Origin of the sequence: Enterobacter cloacae complex sp. ECL411, assembly GCF_021869665.1 — a bacterium.
Lineage (GTDB): Bacteria > Pseudomonadota > Gammaproteobacteria > Enterobacterales > Enterobacteriaceae > Enterobacter > Enterobacter intestinihominis.
In genome coordinates, this window is record NZ_CP091486.1 from 3,785,760 (window position 1) to 3,805,740 (window position 19,981).

At 54.2% G+C, this 19,981-nt stretch carries 18 protein-coding genes; 9 read left to right on the plus strand and 9 right to left on the minus strand.

Going from position 1 to position 19,981, the window contains the following annotated elements:
* Positions 1-89: 89 nt before the first annotated feature.
* Complete coding sequence (locus L3069_RS18095) at positions 90-1,016, plus strand: LysR family transcriptional regulator (RefSeq protein ID WP_022649247.1); 927 nt, start codon at positions 90-92, stop codon at positions 1,014-1,016.
* Here L3069_RS18095 and L3069_RS18100 read toward each other — a convergent pair.
* Positions 1,011-1,703: an aspartate/glutamate racemase gene (locus L3069_RS18100; RefSeq protein ID WP_023306862.1), complete on the minus strand. Its 693-nt coding sequence runs from the start codon at positions 1,701-1,703 to the stop codon at positions 1,011-1,013. The genes L3069_RS18095 and L3069_RS18100 overlap by 6 nt on opposite strands.
* Positions 1,704-1,838: 135 nt before the next feature.
* On the opposite strand from L3069_RS18100, the gene L3069_RS18105 reads away from it, so the two are divergent.
* Complete coding sequence (locus L3069_RS18105) at positions 1,839-2,162, plus strand: cupin domain-containing protein (RefSeq protein WP_022649249.1); 324 nt, start codon at positions 1,839-1,841, stop codon at positions 2,160-2,162.
* 33 nt (positions 2,163-2,195) lie between these two features.
* On the opposite strand, the gene wzz(fepE) is transcribed toward L3069_RS18105, so the two are convergent.
* Positions 2,196-3,332 (minus strand): LPS O-antigen length regulator Wzz(fepE), encoded by a 1,137-nt coding sequence (wzz(fepE), locus tag L3069_RS18110; protein ID WP_023298520.1) that lies wholly within the window; start codon positions 3,330-3,332, stop codon positions 2,196-2,198.
* Positions 3,333-3,875: 543 nt separating this feature from the next.
* On the opposite strand from wzz(fepE), the gene L3069_RS18115 reads away from it, so the two are divergent.
* Genes L3069_RS18115 through L3069_RS18130 form a run of 4 tightly spaced genes read left to right on the plus strand, consistent with a single transcriptional unit; the run spans position 3,876 to position 8,101 of the window.
* A complete protein-coding gene (locus L3069_RS18115; RefSeq protein ID WP_003862825.1) occupies positions 3,876-4,766 on the plus strand; it encodes a carbohydrate ABC transporter permease in 891 nt (296 codons plus the stop codon).
* Complete coding sequence (locus L3069_RS18120; protein ID WP_022649251.1) at positions 4,759-5,661, plus strand: carbohydrate ABC transporter permease; 903 nt, start codon at positions 4,759-4,761, stop codon at positions 5,659-5,661. The genes L3069_RS18115 and L3069_RS18120 overlap by 8 nt, the downstream gene beginning before the upstream one ends.
* A 12-nt stretch (positions 5,662-5,673) precedes the next feature.
* Positions 5,674-6,801, plus strand: a complete 1,128-nt coding sequence (locus L3069_RS18125; RefSeq protein WP_100167691.1) for an ABC transporter ATP-binding protein — start codon at positions 5,674-5,676, stop codon at positions 6,799-6,801.
* Between the two features lie 13 nt (positions 6,802-6,814).
* Positions 6,815-8,101 carry an ABC transporter substrate-binding protein gene (locus L3069_RS18130; RefSeq protein ID WP_032626062.1) on the plus strand — a complete coding sequence of 429 codons (1,287 nt, stop codon included), beginning with the start codon at positions 6,815-6,817 and terminating at the stop codon, positions 8,099-8,101.
* Positions 8,102-8,171: 70 nt separating this feature from the next.
* On the opposite strand, the gene L3069_RS18135 is transcribed toward L3069_RS18130, so the two are convergent.
* From L3069_RS18135 to kduI, 3 genes are all read right to left on the minus strand, one after another.
* Positions 8,172-9,587: a sugar porter family MFS transporter gene (locus tag L3069_RS18135; RefSeq protein WP_022649253.1), complete on the minus strand. Its 1,416-nt coding sequence runs from the start codon at positions 9,585-9,587 to the stop codon at positions 8,172-8,174.
* Between the two features lie 312 nt (positions 9,588-9,899).
* Positions 9,900-10,661 (minus strand): 2-dehydro-3-deoxy-D-gluconate 5-dehydrogenase KduD, encoded by a 762-nt coding sequence (gene kduD, locus L3069_RS18140; protein WP_003862835.1) that lies wholly within the window; start codon positions 10,659-10,661, stop codon positions 9,900-9,902.
* A gap of 63 nt (positions 10,662-10,724) precedes the next feature.
* Positions 10,725-11,561: a 5-dehydro-4-deoxy-D-glucuronate isomerase gene (gene kduI, locus L3069_RS18145; protein WP_017382863.1), complete on the minus strand. Its 837-nt coding sequence runs from the start codon at positions 11,559-11,561 to the stop codon at positions 10,725-10,727.
* Between the two features lie 300 nt (positions 11,562-11,861).
* Between kduI and L3069_RS18150 the strand changes: the two genes are divergently transcribed.
* Positions 11,862-13,037 carry an oligogalacturonate lyase family protein gene (locus L3069_RS18150; protein ID WP_022649254.1) on the plus strand — a complete coding sequence of 392 codons (1,176 nt, stop codon included), beginning with the start codon at positions 11,862-11,864 and terminating at the stop codon, positions 13,035-13,037.
* A gap of 377 nt (positions 13,038-13,414) precedes the next feature.
* On the opposite strand, the gene L3069_RS18155 is transcribed toward L3069_RS18150, so the two are convergent.
* The 4 genes from L3069_RS18155 to L3069_RS18170 all read right to left on the minus strand — a co-directional run bounded on the left by L3069_RS18155 (position 13,415) and on the right by L3069_RS18170 (position 18,063).
* Complete coding sequence (locus tag L3069_RS18155) at positions 13,415-14,572, minus strand: DDE-type integrase/transposase/recombinase (RefSeq protein WP_023305267.1); 1,158 nt, start codon at positions 14,570-14,572, stop codon at positions 13,415-13,417.
* 353 nt (positions 14,573-14,925) lie between these two features.
* Complete coding sequence (locus L3069_RS18160) at positions 14,926-15,609, minus strand: oligogalacturonate-specific porin KdgM family protein (protein ID WP_022649255.1); 684 nt, start codon at positions 15,607-15,609, stop codon at positions 14,926-14,928.
* Between the two features lie 316 nt (positions 15,610-15,925).
* Entirely contained in the window at positions 15,926-17,104 is a 1,179-nt protein-coding gene (locus L3069_RS18165; RefSeq protein WP_022649256.1) for an acetyl-CoA C-acetyltransferase, read from the minus strand.
* 92 nt (positions 17,105-17,196) lie between these two features.
* Positions 17,197-18,063 (minus strand): LysR family transcriptional regulator, encoded by an 867-nt coding sequence (locus L3069_RS18170; protein ID WP_038416634.1) that lies wholly within the window; start codon positions 18,061-18,063, stop codon positions 17,197-17,199.
* Positions 18,064-18,164: 101 nt separating this feature from the next.
* On the opposite strand from L3069_RS18170, the gene L3069_RS18175 reads away from it, so the two are divergent.
* Both L3069_RS18175 and L3069_RS18180 read left to right on the plus strand, forming a co-directional pair.
* A complete protein-coding gene (locus L3069_RS18175; protein ID WP_032626069.1) occupies positions 18,165-18,629 on the plus strand; it encodes a multidrug/biocide efflux PACE transporter in 465 nt (154 codons plus the stop codon).
* Positions 18,630-18,745: 116 nt separating this feature from the next.
* Positions 18,746-19,975, plus strand: a complete 1,230-nt coding sequence (locus tag L3069_RS18180; protein ID WP_022649259.1) for an amino acid permease — start codon at positions 18,746-18,748, stop codon at positions 19,973-19,975.
* Positions 19,976-19,981 lie beyond the last annotated feature (6 nt).

Consider the following 19,981-nt stretch of genomic DNA (forward strand, 5'->3'; position numbering starts at 1 on the left):
ACGCCACAGCCTGAAGAGAATAAAAAATATCGTTTTATCGTGAGTCTATGCAAAAATGATATGGACCACGCTCAGCCATCAGGTGCCCTATGCCCGCCGTTAACCTACGCCATATCGAGATTTTTCATGCGGTGATGACCACCGGCAATCTCACTGAAGCCGCGCAGATGCTGCACACCTCGCAGCCGACGGTCAGCCGCGAGCTGGCGCGTTTTGAGAAAGTGCTGGGGCTGAAGCTGTTTGAACGCACCCGCGGCAGGCTGCATCCAACGGTGCAGGGTTTACGTCTTTTTGAGGAGGTTCAGCGCTCCTGGTACGGGCTGGACAGGATCGTGAGCGCGGCGGAGAGCCTGAGGGAGTTTCGCCAGGGCGAGCTGTCCATCGTCTGCCTGCCGGTCTTTTCTCAGTCGTTCCTGCCGGTACTGCTACAGCCGTTTCTGGCCCGCTATCCGGAGGTCAGCCTGACCATCGTGCCGCAGGAGTCGCCGCTGCTGGAGGAGTGGCTTTCGGCCCAGCGCCACGATCTGGGTCTGACCGAAACCCTCGTCACGCCAGCGGGAACGGAACGCACGGAGCTGCTCTCGCTGGATGAGGTCTGCGTGCTGCCTGCCAGCCACCCGCTTGCTTTCAAAGCAGTTCTGACCCCGGCAGATTTTCACGGTGAGAACTATATCAGCCTGTCGCAGACCGACAGCTACCGGCAGCTTCTGGATGGCCTGTTTGCCGAACATCAGGTGAAGCGGCGGATGGTGATGGAAACGCACAGTGCGGCATCAATTTGCGCGATGGTGCGCGCGGGCGTGGGTATTTCGGTGGTGAACCCGCTCACGGCTATGGACTACGCCAGCAGCGGCGTGGTTCTGCGCCGTTTTAGCGTTTCCGTTCCCTTTACCGTAAGCCTGATCCGCCCGCTGCACCGGCCCGCCTCAGCGCTGGTTGATGCCTTTAGTGAACACCTGATTGCGCACGCGCGTCAGGTGGCGCTTCGCTTACCTGACCTGCAAAAACCTTTATGACAGCATAAACTCCACCGCATCCGCGGCATGGATGGCGGCGGTATCAAAGACCGGTATCGGGCTTTGGTCTGCCGGCACCAGTAGGCCAATTTCGGTACAGCCGAAGATGACTCCTTCCGCCCCCTGCTGCGCCAGTTTCTCAATCACGCTGACGTACCAGGCGCGCGAAGCTTCGCTGAAGGTGCCGAGGCACAGTTCATCAAAAATAATCTGGTTAATGCGCGCCCGGTCTGCCTCCTCCGGGATCAGGCTTTCAATCCCGAACTGGCTACTCAGCCGCCCGCGGTAAAAATCCTGCTCCATGGTGTAGCGCGTCCCCAGCAGCGCCACGCGCGTCATGCCGGCGGCTCGTATGGCACGCCCGGTGGCATCCGCGATATGTAAGAACGGCAGCGAACAGCGGTCTTCAATATGCGACGCCACCTTATGCATGGTGTTGGTACACAGCAGAATACCCTGCGCGCCCGCACGCTCCAGGCCAAGTGCGGCGTCTGCCAGCATTTGCCCGGCTTTGTCCCACTCCCCGCTCGACTGGCAGGCTTCTATTTCATGGAAATCCACGCTGTGCAGCAGCAGGCTGGCCGAATGCAGACCGCCCAGACGCTGTTTGACGCCTTCATTAATCAGGCGGTAGTACGGGATCGTTGATTCCCAGCTCATGCCCCCTAACAGACCGATCGTTTTCATCTTTCCTCCTGTACGTTTCACCCAGTGAAGCAAACTTGTGATCGCCTTTCCAGTTATTTGGCTAAACGTTTTCTTTTCGCTGCGGCTGAGATAAGTTAAATGAAACAATGTTTCATTACATAACAGGGCGAAAATATGTTTATTTTCCATAAAGAGACCACGCTTGAGGATTTGGGCAACGGCGTGACGCGTCGTATTCTGGCGCACGATGGCAGGATGATGGCGGTGGAAGTGAATTTCGAGCAAGGTGCGATTGGCCCGCTGCATAACCACCCGCATGAGCAGCTCACCTACGTTCTCTCGGGGGAATTTGAGTTCACCATTGGCGAGGAAAAGCATGTGGTAACGGCGGGCGACACTCTCTATAAAAAGCCGCACGTGATGCACGGCTGCGTTTGCCTCAAACCCGGCACCTTGCTGGATACCTTTACGCCGGTACGCGAGGATTTCCTGAAATAAAAAAAGGCGCTCATCAGAGCGCCTTTTTTCATGTTATTCCGTAACCGGCTCAGGAAGTTGTTCCGGCAGCGGGTTGCGGGAGCGCATTGCTTCGCGCAGCAGCACGCTGCCACAGGCGAACAGCCCACCCAGAATACCCGCCAGCAGCACGATCAGTGCTTTGCCCGGGCCATCTTTTTTCACCGGCATAGAAGGAGAGAGCTGGTATTTGAACGGCTCCAGGCTCACGTCTTCGAAGGAAAGTTTTTGCAGCTGCGCCAGATAGTATTCGCGGTTCTGGAAATCAGCGTTCAGCTCAGAAACATCCTTCAGATTTTTTTCAATCTGCAATTTCTGCGCAATCCCGTCCGCGCCGAGCGCGACGGAGTAATCCGGATCGTCTTTCACCGCCTGTCCGTTACTGTAAACCGGCTTTTTGATCCCTGCCGCGTTCGCCACTTCCAGCGAGTAGTTAAGGCGTTGCAGGTTGGTATTGTGGATATTGGTCAGTCGAACCCGATCCAGCTCCAGCTGCTGCTGAACCGTTTTGGTTCTCAGGATCAGCTGATCGCGGATGTTTTGCATGGTCTCCTGCTCGACGATGCGGGAAATGTACTGAATGTAACCATTCAACACTTTCTGCGCGTCCTCTGCCGTTGGGGCAGTGAAGCTTAACGTCCAGGAGAGATACGGTGCTTTATCAGCATTTTTTTCCTGGGTGTTATCAATAGCCTTCATCTTTTCGGCGATATTGACCACCGCGCGGTGCAGCTCCAGCGGGTCAACCTCGGCGCCATCGAGCTGAGCCATCACGTAAGGAGAGCTCTTCATGTACTCTTCAAGCAGGGACTGAGACTGAAACTTTTTGATAAACAGATTAAATACATCCGCACGGGTAACTTTAACGTCCACATCAAGCACCTGCAGCGTCACCATCATCTGGCGCAGCGAACTCCACTGCGTCTGTTCCGCTGGCGTAATGACCGCTTTACTGGTCCATTTTTGCGGTATCAGGAAGGCGATTGCCAGGCCGACCAGTGCAAATGCAAACACAATGGTAATGATGCGTTTTTTTGCTGCCAGCAGGACGTCCAGCAGACCCAGGAGATCTATTTCTTTAGCGCTGACCGCCGGGGGAGCATAGTGAGGAAAGTTGAGATCCGTATGTTGTTTGAAATCCATTGCTGACATAACTGTTCTTCTTTTAAGGATGCAGTGAAATTCTGCCTGACTGGTTCCGGTTTAAGAAATCATACAAGAATGTAAGAATTATCTGAATGCCGAATTGGTACATCTGTAGACCTGCTATCAGATCTGGTAGTTAGCCACGCTGCGTGACTATTGTTTTTCCCGTTTCCACTTGTGCTTCGTCTCGCCTCCTCGCAGCCCCGACGAACGTCCGTGAAAAGTCAAAAATGCCACCTCCCTCACTATATTGAAACAGCGTTTCGACGCTGATCACATTTCCATCATTAAGCGAATGACGCAGAAATAAATCGCAATAATATAAAATAAAACGATGTTTTAGTATCCAAGAACGGCGGTTCAGCTCTTTTGAAACCCAACGCGTTTAGCGCAAAGAGGAAGGCAAAAAAGCGTTAATAAACAATTTTATATTTAGCCGACGCCAGATATTGCACCCTAAAATTCAGCTCTCATGCCGCGCGATGCTGGCCTGGGAAGATGTAACAAAGCAGATTCCGTTTTAAACCATTGATCGCCAGGTAGGTATGTATGAATGAAAACAAGCTGCTGGGGCTCGCATGGATATCACCCTACATCATCGGGTTGATACTCTTTACGGCATTCCCCTTCGTCTCATCATTTTTCCTCAGCTTTACGGATTACGATTTGATGAGTCCGCCGGTGTTTAACGGCATCGAAAACTATCGCTACATGTTTACCGAAGACACGCTCTTCTGGAAATCAATGGGCGTGACCTTTGCATACGTATTTTTAACCATTCCGTTAAAGCTCGCCTTCGCATTAGGGATTGCCTTTGTCCTGAACTTTAAATTACGCGGCATCGGATTTTTCCGTACTGCCTACTATATTCCGTCGATCCTCGGCAGTTCCGTCGCCATTGCCGTATTGTGGCGCGCCTTATTTGCCATCGATGGCCTGCTGAACAGCTTTATCGGCGTATTTGGTTTTGACCCGGTGAACTGGCTGGGTGAACCGTCACTGGCACTAATGTCCGTTACCCTGCTGCGCGTCTGGCAGTTCGGTTCCGCGATGGTCATCTTCCTGGCCGCGCTGCAAAACGTACCGCAGTCCCAGTATGAAGCGGCGATGATCGATGGCGCATCGAAATGGCAGATGTTCATGAAGGTGACCGTGCCGCTGATTACGCCGGTGATCTTCTTCAACTTCATCATGCAGACCACGCAGGCGTTCCAGGAATTTACCGGGCCGTACGTGATCACCGGCGGCGGGCCGACCTATTCGACCTACCTGTTCTCGCTCTACATCTACGACACCGCGTTTAAGTATTTCGATATGGGTTATGGCGCGGCGCTGGCGTGGATCCTGTTCCTGGTGGTGGCCGTCTTCGCCGGTATCGCCTTTAAGTCGTCGAAATACTGGGTGTTCTACTCCGCCGATAAAGGAGGCAAAAATGGCTGATATTCAACAACTCTCCACGGCAAGAAGCATCGCCGAACGCGAAGTAGCCCGCACGCTGCGCAGAGAGAAAATCAATGCCACCGTTCGCTATGCGATCCTGCTGTTTGTCGGCCTGCTGATGCTTTACCCGCTGGTGTGGATGTTCTCCGCGTCGTTCAAACCGAACCACGAGATCTTCACCACCCTGAGCCTGTGGCCTGCACATGCCACCTGGGACGGCTTCATCAACGGCTGGAAAACCGGCACCGAGTACAACTTCGGCCACTACATGCTGAACACCTTTAAGTATGTGATCCCGAAAGTGATCCTGACCATTATCTCCTCCACCATCGTGGCGTATGGCTTTGCCCGCTTCGAGATCCCGTGGAAGAAGTTCTGGTTCGCCACGCTCATTACCACCATGCTGCTACCCAGCACCGTGCTGCTGATCCCGCAGTACCTGATGTTCCGTGAAATGGGCATGCTGAACAGCTATATGCCGCTGTACCTGCCGCTGGCCTTCGCCACCCAGGGGTTCTTCGTCTTCATGCTGATCCAGTTCCTGCGCGGCGTCCCGCGTGACATGGAAGAGGCGGCGCAGATTGACGGCTGTAACTCCCTTCAGGTGCTGTGGTACGTGGTTGTGCCGATCCTTAAACCGGCCATTATCTCCGTCGCCCTGTTCCAGTTCATGTGGTCCATGAACGACTTTATCGGGCCGCTGATTTATGTCTACAGCGTGGATAAATATCCGATTGCACTGGCGCTGAAAATGTCCATCGACGTCACCGAAGGGGCGCCGTGGAACGAAATTCTGGCAATGGCGAGCATCTCCATTCTGCCATCCATCATTGTCTTCTTCCTGGCACAGCGCTACTTCGTACAGGGCGTCACCAGCAGCGGAATTAAAGGTTAAGAGGGAAATACCATGGCTGAAGTTATTTTCAACAAGCTGGAAAAGGTCTACTCCAACGGTTTTAAAGCGGTACACGCTATCGATCTTAAAATCGCCGAAGGGGAATTCATGGTAATCGTCGGCCCATCCGGCTGCGCCAAATCCACTACTCTGCGCATGCTGGCGGGACTGGAAACCATCAGCGGCGGCGAGGTGCGTATCGGCGACAAGATCGTGAACAACCTCGCGCCGAAAGAGCGCGGGATTGCGATGGTGTTCCAGAACTACGCCCTCTATCCACACATGACGGTGCGCGAGAATCTGGCCTTTGGCCTCAAGTTGAGCAAGCTGCCGAAAGATCAGATTGAGTCCCAGGTGAATGAAGCCGCCAAAATTCTCGAGCTGGAAGAGCTGCTCGACCGCCTGCCGCGCCAGCTTTCCGGCGGCCAGGCGCAGCGCGTGGCGGTAGGCCGTGCGATTGTGAAAAAACCGGATGTGTTCCTGTTCGATGAGCCGCTTTCAAACCTCGACGCCAAACTGCGCGCCTCGATGCGTATCCGTATTTCCGACCTGCATAAGCAGCTGAAGAAATCCGGAAAACCGGCCACCACCGTTTACGTGACCCACGACCAGACCGAAGAGATGACCATGGGCGACCGCATCTGCGTGATGAAGCTCGGCCATATCATGCAGGTGGATACGCCGGACAATCTCTACCACAAGCCGAAGAACATGTTCGTGGCGGGCTTTATCGGCGCGCCGGAGATGAATATACGCAAAAGCGTGCTGGTCGAAAAAGCGGGACAGCTGCACATCGCCATTGGTGATGAAACCATGCCGCTGAACGCGGAGAAGCAGGAGAAAGTCGCCGCTTACGCGGGTAAGGAGATCTTCTTCGGCGTGCGTCCGGAATTTGTGTCGCTCTCTGATGAGCCCTTCCCGAACGGCGGTTGTAGCGGGGAGATGGTGCGCGTTGAGAACATGGGCCACGAATTCTTTGTGTACCTGAAGGTCGCGGACTACGAACTGACCGCCAGAATCCCGTCCGATGAAGCTAAACCAATGATTGATAAGGGACTTCATCGTAAGGTGTATTTCACGTTTGATATGAATAAGTGTCATATTTTTGACGCAAAAACTGAACAGAACCTCTCTCTCTGATGGAGTGATAAAAATGAAAAAAGTGCTTTTAAGCGCAGCTATCTCCGCGACCCTGGGCCTTACCGCTTTGCCATCGATGGCTCAGAATGTGGATTTACGGATGTCCTGGTGGGGCGGCAACGGCCGTCACCAGGTCACCCTGAAAGCGCTGGAGGAGTTCCATAAGCAGAACCCGGACATCAACGTGAAAGCGGAATACACCGGCTGGGACGGTCACCTCTCCCGTCTGACCACCCAGATTGCGGGTGGAACCGAGCCAGACGTAATGCAGACGAACTGGAACTGGCTGCCGATCTTCTCCAAAACCGGTGACGGCTTCTACGATCTGAACAAGATGAAGGAGGTGATCGACCTGTCGCAGTTCGATCCCAAAGAGCTGCAAACCACCACCGTGGATGGCAAGCTGAACGGCATTCCGATCTCGGTGACGGCGCGGGTGTTCTACTTCAATGACGAAACCTGGAAAAAAGCGGGTATTGCGTACCCGAAAACCTGGGACGAGCTGATGGCAGCCGGTAAAACCTTCGAGAGCAAGCTCGGTAAGCAATACTACCCGGTGATCCTCGAGCACCAGGATACGCTGGCGCTGCTGAATTCGTACATGATCCAGAAGTACAACATTCCTGCGGTGGATGAGAAAACCAAAAAGTTCAGCTACACAAAGGAACAGTGGGTGGAGTTCTTCCAGACCTACAAAAAGCTGATCGACAGCCACGTCATGCCGGACACCAAATATTATGCCTCATTTGGTAAGAGCAACATGTATGAGATGAAGCCGTGGATCCAGGGAGAATGGGGCGGCACCTATATGTGGAACTCCACCATCAACAAATATTCCGACAACCTGAAGCCACCGGCGAAACTGGAGCTGGGCAGCTACCCAATGCTGCCGGGCGCCACCGACGCGGGCCTGTTCTTCAAACCGGCGCAAATGCTGTCGATTGGTAAGTCGACCAAAAACCCGGAAGCGGCGGCGAAGCTGATTAATTTCCTGCTCAACAGCAAAGAAGGGGTCGATACGCTGGGTCTTGAGCGTGGCGTACCGCTGAGCAAAGTAGCGGTGCAGTATCTGACTGAAGACGGCACCATTAAAGAGGACGATCCTTCCGTGGCGGGCCTGCGTCTGGCGCAGTCGTTGCCGGCGAAACTCACCGTCTCGCCATACTTTGACGACCCACAGATTGTGGCGCAGTTCGGTACTTCTTTGCAGTATATCGACTACGGCCAGAAAACCGTGGAAGAGACGGCCGCTGACTTCCAGCGTCAGGCGGAGCGTATTTTGAGACGTGCGATGCGGTAAACACTAAGCCGCTTACCCGGCCTACACGGTATCGTAGGCCCGGTAAGCGAAGCGCCACCGGGCAATTACATTACACGCCGATATTACGTAGTTTCTCCCCTCTCATCAGCTTGCGTTCAATATGCTCCAGGGTCACGCCCTTGGTTTCGGGGATCAGCCAGAAGGTCACACCGATAAACGCCACGTTCAGCACCGTATAGAGCCAGAAGGTGCCTGCCGCGCCAATCGCATCCAGCAGCGTCAGGAAGGTCGCGCCAATGATCATGTTCGACACCCAGTTGGTGGTGGTGGAACAGGTGATACCAAAGTCGCGGCATTTCAGCGGCTGTATTTCAGAGCACAGGATCCACACCACCGGCGCGGCGCTCATCGCGTAACCGGCGATACACATCATGGTCATGCCCACGGAGAGCCAGGAGAGGCCGCTTGACGCCGTGCCGTTATCGAACTGCATCAGGCAGTAGCCAAGGATTAAGGTGCCGAGCGCCATCACGCTAAAGCCAATTTTCAGGGCGGGTTTACGTCCGGCCTTATCAACGGTGAACACCGCGATAAAGGTGGCGAACATAAAGGTCAGCCCCACCACCAGCGTGGCGATCATCTGCTGTTCGGTGGTGGTAAAACCGGCCATTTTAAAAATGCGCGGGGCGTAATACATAATGATGTTCATCCCCGTAAACTGCTGCATCGCCTGTAACAGCATGCCGAGGAACACCGCGCGGCGCACGTTGCGGTTCGCCTTAAACAGGGACCAGCCGCCCTGCTTCAGCTTCAGGCTTTCGCGGATTTCGTTCAGCTCTTCACGCGCTTTTTCAGACGTGTCGCGCAACATGCGCAGCACCTCTTCCGCCTCCACGTGACGCCCTTTTTGCGCCAGCCAGCGCGGGCTGTTCGGCAGAAAAATGACTAACACAATCAGCACCAGCGCAGGCAGCGCCAGCACGCCAAGCATTGCCCGCCAGTTGCCGCTGTAGCTGAAGTACGTATCCGACAGAAACGCCAGCACGATACCGAGCGTCACCATCAGCTGATACATACTGATCATCTTCCCTCGCACGTTCTCACTTGCCATTTCAGAGAGATAAAGCGGCGCGGTGTAGGACGCGATACCCACCGCTACGCCAAGCAACACGCGTGAAAGCAGCAGCACTTCTATGTTTGTCGCAAACGCGGAGCCGATGGAGCCTGCGACGAACAGGATCGCCCCAACCATCAGGCTGTATTTGCGCCCGAGACGGAACGACAGCCAGCCGTTAAACAACGCGCCGATGGCCGCGCCCAGCATCATGCTGCTCACCACCCACTCTTGCAGGCGGTTGCTTAACGTAAAGTGGTCGGTAATAAAGGGCAGTGCGCCAGCGATAACGCCGATATCCAGACCAAACAGTAGACCGGCTACGGCGGCCGCAACAGAAACAAACTGGTTCATGCGTCGGGTATCGCGCAGCGCAGCGGGCATAAGGGTAGAGTCATTTATAGATGTCATAGTTTCCTGCCTCAACAGCGAAATTCGTTAAGTGAAATTACGAGATACCGGAAGAAAGTGTCAGGTCGGAACTGGTGAAGATATGGATTATTTCGCTACGACATACCGTTCTGTGATGGACATTACAATTTCAAATCAGGGTGGTTTAACCTTATTTTTTATTAATTAGTTAATATTTAAGCAATAAATGTGTGATACCCGTCATTTATTCCTTTTTAGTATGGATTTTTCATCTTTAAGGATATGGATAAAGCCAATTTTGGCGCAAAAAAAACCTCCACCCGAGGGCAGAGGTTCTTTATTAAGGCTGAATTAACGTGCCAGCCAGCCGCCGTCAACGGCGACGGTATAGCCGTTAATGTAATCCGAAGCCGGAGAAGCCAGGAACACAACCGGGCCCATCAGATCGCTCGGCAGACCCCAGCGACCCGCTGGAATACGTTCCAGAATTGCCGCGCTGCGCTCTTCATCAGCACGCAGCTGCTGGGTATTGTTGGTGGCCATGTAGCCCGGCGCAATCGCGTTGACGTTGATATTGTGCTGCGCCCACTCGTTCGCCAGCAGACGGGTCACGCCCATCACGGCGCTCTTCGATGCGGTGTAAGACGGTACGCGGATGCCGCCCTGGAAAGAGAGCATGGAGGCAATATTGATGATCTTGCCGCCTTTCCCCTGCGCGATGAAGTGCTTCGCAGCCGCCTGGGACATAAAGAACACGCTCTTGATGTTCAGGTTCATCACGTCGTCCCAGTCCGTTTCGCTGAAGTTAATCGCATCTTCACGGCGAATCAGGCCCGCATTGTTGACCAGAATATCGATATGCCCGAACTCCGCCACCGCGCGATCCAGCAGTTCAGGGATCGCATCGATTTTGCGCAGGTCCGCGGTCAGGCTCAGGAAACGACGGCCCAGCGCGGTGACGCGCTCGATGGTTTCCGTTGGCTCTACGATGTTAATCCCGACGATATCACAGCCCGCTTCCGCCAGACCTAACGCCATACCCTGCCCCAGCCCGGTGTCACACCCGGAAACCACAGCCACTTTACCCTGCAGAGAAAATGCATCCAGAATCATGTTTGTTCCTTAATCGTTCAGCGCCTGTCACCAACAGGCAGATGTATGCTTAACTGCCTGCGACTAGCGCAGATCCTTAACAGCGACGTGGTCCATGTCATCGAAGACCTGGTTTTCACCGACCATACCCCAGATAAAGGTATAAGCTTTCGTTCCCACGCCAGAGTGGATGGACCAGCTTGGCGAAATGACCGCCTGCTCGTTGTGCATCACGATATGGCGAGTTTCCTGCGGCTGTCCCATCATGTGGAACACGCAGGCATCTTCATCCATGTTGAAGTAGAAATAGACTTCCATGCGGCGCTCGTGGGTATGGCACGGCATGGTGTTCCACAGGTTGCCCGGCGCAAGCTCGGTCAGCCCCATGCTGAGCTGGCAAGTTTCCAGCACATCCGGTACGAAGTATTTATTGATGGTGCGGCGGTTGCTGGTGAGGTTGTCACCAAGGGTCACCGGGGCAACGTCCGCTGGCGTGACTTTTTTGGTTGGGTAAGTCGTATGAGCCGGGGCGCAGTTGTAGTAGAACTTCGCCGGTTTGCTGCCATCGATGCTGGCGAACACCACTTCTTTCGCGCCTTTTCCGACGTACAGCGCGTCACGGTGACCAATTTCGTAGCACTGGCCATCGACGGTTATGGTGCCCGGCCCGCCAATGTTAATCACGCCCAGTTCACGGCGTTCGAGGAAGTAGCTCACGCCCAGCTGTTTGCCCACTTCACCGCCCACGGAGACGGTTTTCGCCACCGGCATAATCCCGCCCACAATAATGCGGTCAATATGGCTGTAGACCATGGTGTACTTGTCGGCTTCGAACACTTGCTCAACTAAAAACTCACTGCGCAGCCCCTGAGTATCCAGCGTTTTTGCGTGCGCACTGTGGATGCTTTGTCTGACGTCCACGTAAACCTCCAGAATTGATCGTGCCCGAAGGCAAAGATGAATAACGAAACAATGTTCCGTTTTCGTGATGAACACATATTATCCCCTGTACATGGGGTTTTCAATTACATTTAAAACAACGTTTCATTTTTTCTGTATGTTTATGCCAGAAATGGTGTTTCGATCACGATAAATCTTTAAGCCCCTCAATCTGGCTAAAGAAACTGAGAATTTGCGCTGTCAGTCACACACAATGAAACGATGTTTTGATAATTTAACACCTAGTTTTCAACTTACATTACGCGTTCAAAGGAGTGCATTATGGCTAAAGGTATGCGGGTCAAGCTGAACTACGAGGTCAGCCGCGATCCGGATACAGGCGTGGAAGTTACCCGCCTGACCCCACCGGAAGTAACCTGTCATCGCAACTACTTTTACCAGAAGTGCTTCTTTAACGATGGCAGCCACCTGCTGTTCGCCGGGGAGTTCGACGGTCACTGGAACTATTACCTGCTGGATCTGAAAAACGCCGAAGCGGTGCAGCTGACCGAAGGCGCGGGCGATAACACCTTTGGCGGGTTCCTCTCTCCGGACGATCAATCCCTCTACTATGTGAAGAACGATCGCACCCTGCTTGAGGTGGATTTAAAGACGCTGGCAGAGCGCGAAGTGTACCGCGTCCCGGAAGAGTGGGTTGGCTACGGCACCTGGGTCGCGAACAGCGACTGCACCAAACTGGTAGGTATTGAGATTGCCAGACGTGACTGGACGCCACTCAACGACTGGAAAATTTTCCACGACTTCTTCCACAAAGGGCCGCACTGCCGCCTGCTGCGCGTTGATCTAAAAACGGGTGAAAGCACTACCATCCATGACGAGAAGATCTGGCTGGGACATCCGATTTATCGCCCGTTCGATGACAATACCGTGGCCTTCTGTCATGAAGGGCCACACGACCTGGTTGACGCCCGCATGTGGCTGGTCAACGAAGATGGCAGCAACGTGCGGAAAGTGAAAACGCACGCGGAAGGGGAAAGCTGCACGCATGAATTTTGGGTGCCGGACGGGTCCGCGCTGATCTACGTCTCTTACCTGAAAGGTCAGCAAGGGCGCACCATCTCCCGCTTCAATCCGGACACCGGCGTGAATGAAGCGGTAATGAACATGCCCGCCTGTTCGCACCTGATGAGCAATGTTGACGGCACCATGCTGGTTGGCGACGGTTCCGGCACGCCTGTCGATGTGAAAGACACCGGCGGCTACACCATTGATAACGATCCTTATCTGTATGCCTTTGACGTGGCGAAGAAAGCCTATTACCGCATTGCCCGTCATGACACTTCCTGGGCTACGGTGGCGAACAGCCGCCAGGTAACCCACCCGCATCCGTCCTTCACGCCGGACGAAAAAGCGGTGCTGTACAGTTCCGATAAAGACGGCAAACCAGCCCTCTATATCGCGAAACTCCCCGAGCAACCTGAAATGTTGCATGCCTGAATGAGTTAGTGTTTCTGTAACTGGCCTTGCCCTCCGATTCGGAGGGCTTTTTTTTGGGTGATTGCGGCGCTTTTTGCCGGGTGGCGCTAACGCTTACCCGGCCTACGAAACGACTGATTGGAGAGAAAGTGTATGCCGGGTAAGCGCAGCACCACCCGGCATACGAAACGACGGAGTGGAAGGAAAGTGTAGGCCGGGTAAGCGCAGGGCCACCCGGCATACGAAACGACGGAGTGGAAGGAAAGTGTAGGCCGGGTAAGCGCAGGGCCACCCGGCATACGAAACGACGGAGTGGAAGGAAAGTGTAGGCCGGGTAAGCGCAGTGTATGACCGGATACATAGGTAACAGATCAGACCGGGAACATAGGTAACACTTTTCAGTCTATCCGGAGCACACTCTGGGTTTTTCGGTCGTAGTACGCAAGCGTTATTCCATTAAAGATGATGGCCTCCAGGCCATCATCTTGTTCTTCCAGCATGATGTACTCATCAGTCAGCGCTTCACTCAGGAACACCGTCCCCTTTTTCCCCATATAGAGTGTCCCCCTTGATTTCACCCTGTAGACCGTACCTCCTTCCGGATAAGCATATTCAGGAACCCTGCCATCCCAGTGCCGGCCTGAGGGTTGCCATACCGTTCCGGGCGTTGCACCCGCCAGGGCTTCATGTGGCCTTTCATAGTTAAACTCTTCCCGGTAGCCACTGAACCACCGCTGTTGTTCTTCCATCGTCATAAATATGTTGCCCTGTTTTACTGCACTTTTCAGCGAACGATGCATTCGCTCATGACGGCCGTTTTCTTCCGGATGCCCCTTTCTGATGCGTTCCGGTCTGATGCCCAGCTTTATCAGCCAGACTGCAAGGCGACTTAACCCGGCGATACCTGTTCCTGCGAAAGGCTGACCATTATCCGTTCTCAGGACTTCCGGCAGACCGTACTCCAGGAACGCATCCGTCAGGCACTGCCTGACGAAGGGCTCGCTCTCCCGGTCTGCTCCCCGGCAGCTCAGAAGATACCGGCTGTGATTGTCGGTGAGGGTGAAGGGATGACAGTATTTCCGGCTCAGCAGCCTGAACTTGCCTTTAAAATCAGCGCTCCAGACCTGATTGTTCTCACTGATGATGGTCAGGGGCTGGCGATTGCCCGGGGTTCTGCGTTTTCGCTTTTTATCCGGAACCAGGCCTTCACGCTTGAGGATATCGCCGATAGTACTGGCAGCGGGGACGGTAAAATCGACGTGATGATTGAGCAGCCACATCCGCAGTTTTTTGGGGCCCCAGTCAGGGTGTTTTTGCCTCAGGGCCGTAAGCTGCCCGGCGATATCATCAGGAACTGTCCGGGAGTGGGAGTGCGGAGCACGCGACCGGTCAGAGAGAGATGACAGGTCAGAGGGGTCAAAACGCTGAAGCCATTTGTAACCGGTTTTTCGACTGATGCCGAAGAGACGGCAGAGGGCAGAAAAAGAATCCGTACCTGCATGGCAGGCACGGATGAAATCAAGGCGTTGCATAGGTCGCGTCTCAGTCCAGGGCATAGCGAGTCTCCTCTTCTATGCCAGTTATAACTGTTACCCATGTATCCGGTCTAAAGTGTTACCCATGTTTCCGGTTCATACCCAGGGCCACCCGGCATACGAAACGACGGAGTGGAAGGAAAGTGTAGGCCGGGTAAGCGCAGGGCCACCCGGCATACGAAACGACGAAGTGGAAGGAAAGTGTAGGCCGGGTAAGCGCAGGGCCACCCGGCATACGAAACGACGGAGTGGAAGAAAAGTGTAGGCCGGGTAAGCGCAGGGCCACCCGGCATACGAAACGACGGAGTGGAAGGAAAGTGTAGGCCGGGTAAGCGAAGCGCCACCCGGCGGTTTTTAGCGAAGAAGCTGGATTATCAGAAGGAGTACGCCACGCCTAAACGGAAACGGGTCTGGCGTTCGTCAGTGTCTTTAACCCCCACGTTGCCCACCTCAACATACGGTGCCCAGTTTTTATCCCATTTGTAGGCCAGCTTGGCGTTATATTCATTGGAATAATCTTTATTGTTATTTCGGGCCACGCCTTCAGAGCTTTTCGCGTAAACATAGTTCAGCTCGGTACGCCAGTCACCTAATACCCAACCGACCCACGCATCACCACGGTTAACTTTATCATCGTCCTTATTTGAGCTTGACGGGTAGCGGGTATATTCATAACGGTAACGCGCGGCCACGTAGAAGCCATTATCGAAACTATATTGCACATGCAGATTCGGTTTATAAATGGTACGACTGTCTGTGCTTTCAATCGTAAACGCAGGCGTCAGGGCGATATTGTCTGTCGCTTTCCAGCGCCAGCTAATCTGATCTTCGTGACCGTTCCCCACCACATCCGCGAATGGCTGATCTGCCTTGTCCCCGCCTGATTTCCACTTCGCCTCGACTGAAAAACCGAAGCCATTATCAAAGCGGTGCGAGACGGCAACACGGTCGGCATTCGAGCCGCTGTCAATATATTCGTGACGCAGATCGACGGTAACGGCGCTAACCGCAAAAGAGGCACTAATAAGGGAAGCAAGGAGCAGAGATTTCTTAAACATGAAAAAACCCTCAATTAAAATAACGTTTCGTTTTTATGAAACTTGAGTTTATTTTTTATGTACCGTTATTTTAGTGACAAGGATCGAAATTATTTGTTTCATTTTTTTGGCAAAGATCGACGTGAACCTCATCAACAAAAAAGGCGTATAACGCATAAATTCCAGGCGTGAGATCACACTAAGAACTTCACAAAGCGAATAATTCACCGCGCAATAATTATTGTGGGCTTAAGAAAGAACGCAGAAGTGTTAAAAAAGGATTCTGCGGACATAAAAAAACCTCCCGAGGGAGGCTTTCTGTGCGCAGAGGGGGAAATTACCGTTCGATAGCCAGGGCTACCCCCTGCCCTCCGCCTATGCAGAGCGTTGCGATCCCTTTTCGGGCGTTACGCTTTTTCATTTCGTGGACTAGCGACACCAGAATGCGGCAGCCGGAAGCGCCAATGGGATGACCGAGCGCGATCGCACCGCCGTTGACGTTGACCCGCAGCGGATCCCATTCCAGCATTTTCCCGACCGAGATCGCCTGTGCAGCAAAGGCTTCATTGACTTCAATCAGATCTACATCGTTCAGTTGCCAACCCGCCCGCTCAAGACAGCGGCGCGTGGCATAGACCGGGGCGATCCCCATTAACGCAGGATCAACACCCACGCTGGCAAACGCTTTGATGCGCGCCAGCACCGGCAGCGCCAGCTCCTGGGCTTTGCTTTCACTCATCATCATCACCGCCGCCGCACCGTCGTTAATGGATGATGCGTTACCTGCCGTTACAGAACCGAGCGTTTCGAAGGCCGGATCGAGTTTTGCCAGCCCTTCTGCGCTGGCATCGGTGCGAGGCTGCTCGTCGGTATCAACGATGAGCGCTTCGCCGTTCTGGCGTTGGGTACTGACCGGGACAATTTCATCGCGAAAACGGCCGGAGTCGATCGCTGCACGCGCTTTTTGCTGCGAGCTAAGCGCATACGCATCCTGAAGCTCGCGGCTGATGCCGTATTCCCGCGCCAGGTTTTCCGCCGTTACGCCCATATGGTAGTCGTTGAAGGCGTCCCACAGCCCGTCATGAACCAGGCTGTCAAGCAGTTGACTGTTCCCGAGCTGCGCGCCGGTCCGGCTGTCGGTCAGGACATGCGGGGCGCGGCTCATGTTTTCCTGCCCTCCGGCAATGACCACGTCCGCTTCACCGCACTGGATGGCCTGCGTCGCAAGGTGGAGCGCTTTCAAACCTGAACCACAGACGTCGTTGATGGTAATCGCCGAAACGGTATTAGGCAGGCCGCCCTTCAGCGCCGCCTGGCGCGCAGGGTTTTGTCCCGCGCCCGCGGTCAGCACCTGGCCGAGGATCACCTCATCAATTTCATGTGCGGCAACCCCGCTGCGTTCCACCAGCGCTCTTACCACCACGCTGCCGAGATCAACCGCAGAGTGACGCGCAAGCGCTCCCTGAAAACAGCCGATAGCCGTACGTAACGCACCCACTATAACGACATCTTTCATCACGACCTCTGTGCAAAATGACATGACGATAGTAGAGGATTGTTATCAACAATTGACGCAAATGTTTAAAATTAGTGAGTTTAGTCACAGGATTATCGTGCGTCCTGCAAGTACTGGCGCAGCCAGCTTCCGGCGACGCCGGGCGGGGTTCTTTTGTTCCATACCAGATCGATGGCAATCGACCTCGGCCAACCCGGCACGTTCAGCTGCACCAGCGATTTCGATGCGGCAAATTCGTCGACCAGCGCGCAGGGTAACGCGCACCAGCCAAAGCCCTGTACCGCCATGCTTAGCAGCAGCAGGTAGTTCGGCGCAGACCAGACTGGCCCGCGCGCAAGGGGCGCTTCCCGTTCAAGATAGGTACTCAGCCGCAGCTCGCGCCAGCCATGCAGCTCGTCCGCCTGCGTCTCATGTTGCCCTGCCAGAGGATGTCCGGCAGAAACGTAAATAGCCATCCGCGTCTGCATAGGCAGACGGGTCGCGCCAATATCGGTCGGGTAGCTGTCGCGTGCTTCCGTCAGGCCAATTTGCGCCCGCTCCTTTTGCAGCAGATCGATCACGTCCTCCTCTTCCCCAATCAGGCACTCAAATTCGGTGTGCGGAAAACGCTGGTCGAACTGGCTCATCATCTCTTCCAGCACGGCCGGGTTAAGCGTATCGGAGAGAACAAAGGTAAAACGCGCCTCCGTTTGCGCCGTTAAGGATACGGCCAGCTCATCAAGGCGCGCGCTGGCGGCGAGGATTGACTGGACATAGCCCAGCACCTGTTCACCCTGGGCGGTTAACACCGGGTGACGCGCCGAGCGATCAAACAGCTCAAAGCCAAGGTCAGCTTCAAGGTTGGCGATGGAGGTGCTGATGGTGGACTGGCTTTTACGCAGCCGTCGTGCCGCAGCTGAAAACGAACCTGCGGCGACAGTTTCAACAAACGCGGTCAGTGCTTCGGGAGAATAACGCATGATGTATCTACTTTATCGATGGATACCATCTTTTATATATCACCTTAAGCGATAAGAATAGGCCGCATCAACGCCCATACTGGCGTCTATATGAGGTAAATATGCAACATCAGGATGCACTCCAACGTAAATTGCCGGAGCGGATCTTCCATGCCGTCTGTTTTGAAGGTATTGCTACGGCGATCCTCGCCCCTACGGCCGCGTGGCTAATGCAGCGCTCGGTGGTTGAAATGGGGGGTCTCACTATTATTCTGGCGACCACGGCAATGCTCTGGAACATTATCTATAACTTTGGCTTCGACCGTTTCTGGCCCGTTCAGCGGGTGAAGCGCACGGCAAAAGTGCGCGCCCTGCATGCGCTGGGTTTTGAATGCGGCTTTATTGTGATTGGCGTAACCATCGTTGCCGCCGTGCTGGGCGTGACGCTGCTCCAGGCTTTCACGCTGGAGATTGGTTTCTTCCTGTTCTTCCTGCCGTACACCATGCTCTACAACTGGGTGTATGACACCCTGCGGGAGAAAATTATCAAGCGCCGCCAGCAACGTCGCGCCCTGGCAAGCGAATGACCTTCCGGCCGGAGACCTTCTCCGGCCCAACCCCAGCGAAGCAACGGCGACCTCAACGCATAATTATGGTAAATTGCACTCCTTTTTGTTCGTTTTATAGTTGATACGTTGCTCTAATGTCGAAAATTTGGTCAAAAGAAGAGACTCTCTGGAGTTTCGCCCTCTACGGCACTGCCGTGGGCGCAGGAACCCTGTTCTTGCCCATTCAGCTCGGCTCTGCTGGCGCAATTGTCCTGCTGATCACCGCCCTTGTGGCGTATCCCTTAACCTACTGGCCGCATAAAGCGCTGGCGCAATTTATTCTGTCGTCGAAGACGAAAGGCAACGAAGGGATCACCGGTGCCGTTTCCCATTACTACGGCAAAAAGATCGGCAACCTCATCACCACGCTCTATTTCGTGGCCTTCTTTGTGGTGGTTCTGATTTACGCGGTGGCGATAACCAACTCACTTACTGAACAGCTGGCGAAACGGATGACGGTGGATACCAGCGTGCGGATGCTGGTGAGTTTTGGCGTGGTGCTGATTTTGAATCTGATCTTCCTGATGGGGCGGCACATCACCATTAAGGTGATGGGTTTCCTTGTCTTTCCGCTGATCGCCTATTTCCTGTTTGTCTCGCTGTATCTGACGGGCAGCTGGCAGCCGTCGCTGCTGACCAGCCAGATGGCCTTCGACCAGCATACGCTGCACCAGGTGTGGATATCGATCCCGGTGATGGTTTTCGCTTTTAGCCATACCCCGATCATCTCGACCTTCGCCGTAGATCGTCGCGAGAAATACGGTGAAGAGGCTATGGGTAAATGCAAAAAAATCATGAAAGTGGCGTACCTGATCATCTGCCTCAGCGTGCTGTTCTTTGTGTTCAGCTGCCTGCTTTCGATTCCACCGTCCTATATCGTGGCGGCAAAAGAGGAAGGGGTGACGATCCTGTCCGCGCTGTCGATGATGCCTTCGTCCCCGGCATGGCTGGGCATTTCCGGCATTATCGTGGCAATTATAGCGATGTCGAAATCGTTCCTCGGCACCTATTTTGGCGTGATTGAAGGGGCAACGGAAATTGTGAAATCGTCGCTGAATCAGGTGGGGGTGAAGAAAAGTCGCGCCTTTAACCGCGCGGTTTCGATTCTCGGCGTGTCGCTGATTACCTTTGCGGTCTGCTGCATCAACCCGAATGCGATCTCCATGATTTACGCCATCAGCGGTCCGCTTATCGCCATGATCCTGTTCATCATGCCGACGCTGTCGACGTACCTGATCCCGTCGTTAAAACCGTACCGCTCCATTGGCAACCTGCTGACGCTGATTGTGGGTGTGCTGTGTGTGTCGGTGATGTTTGTCGGTTGAGTGTGC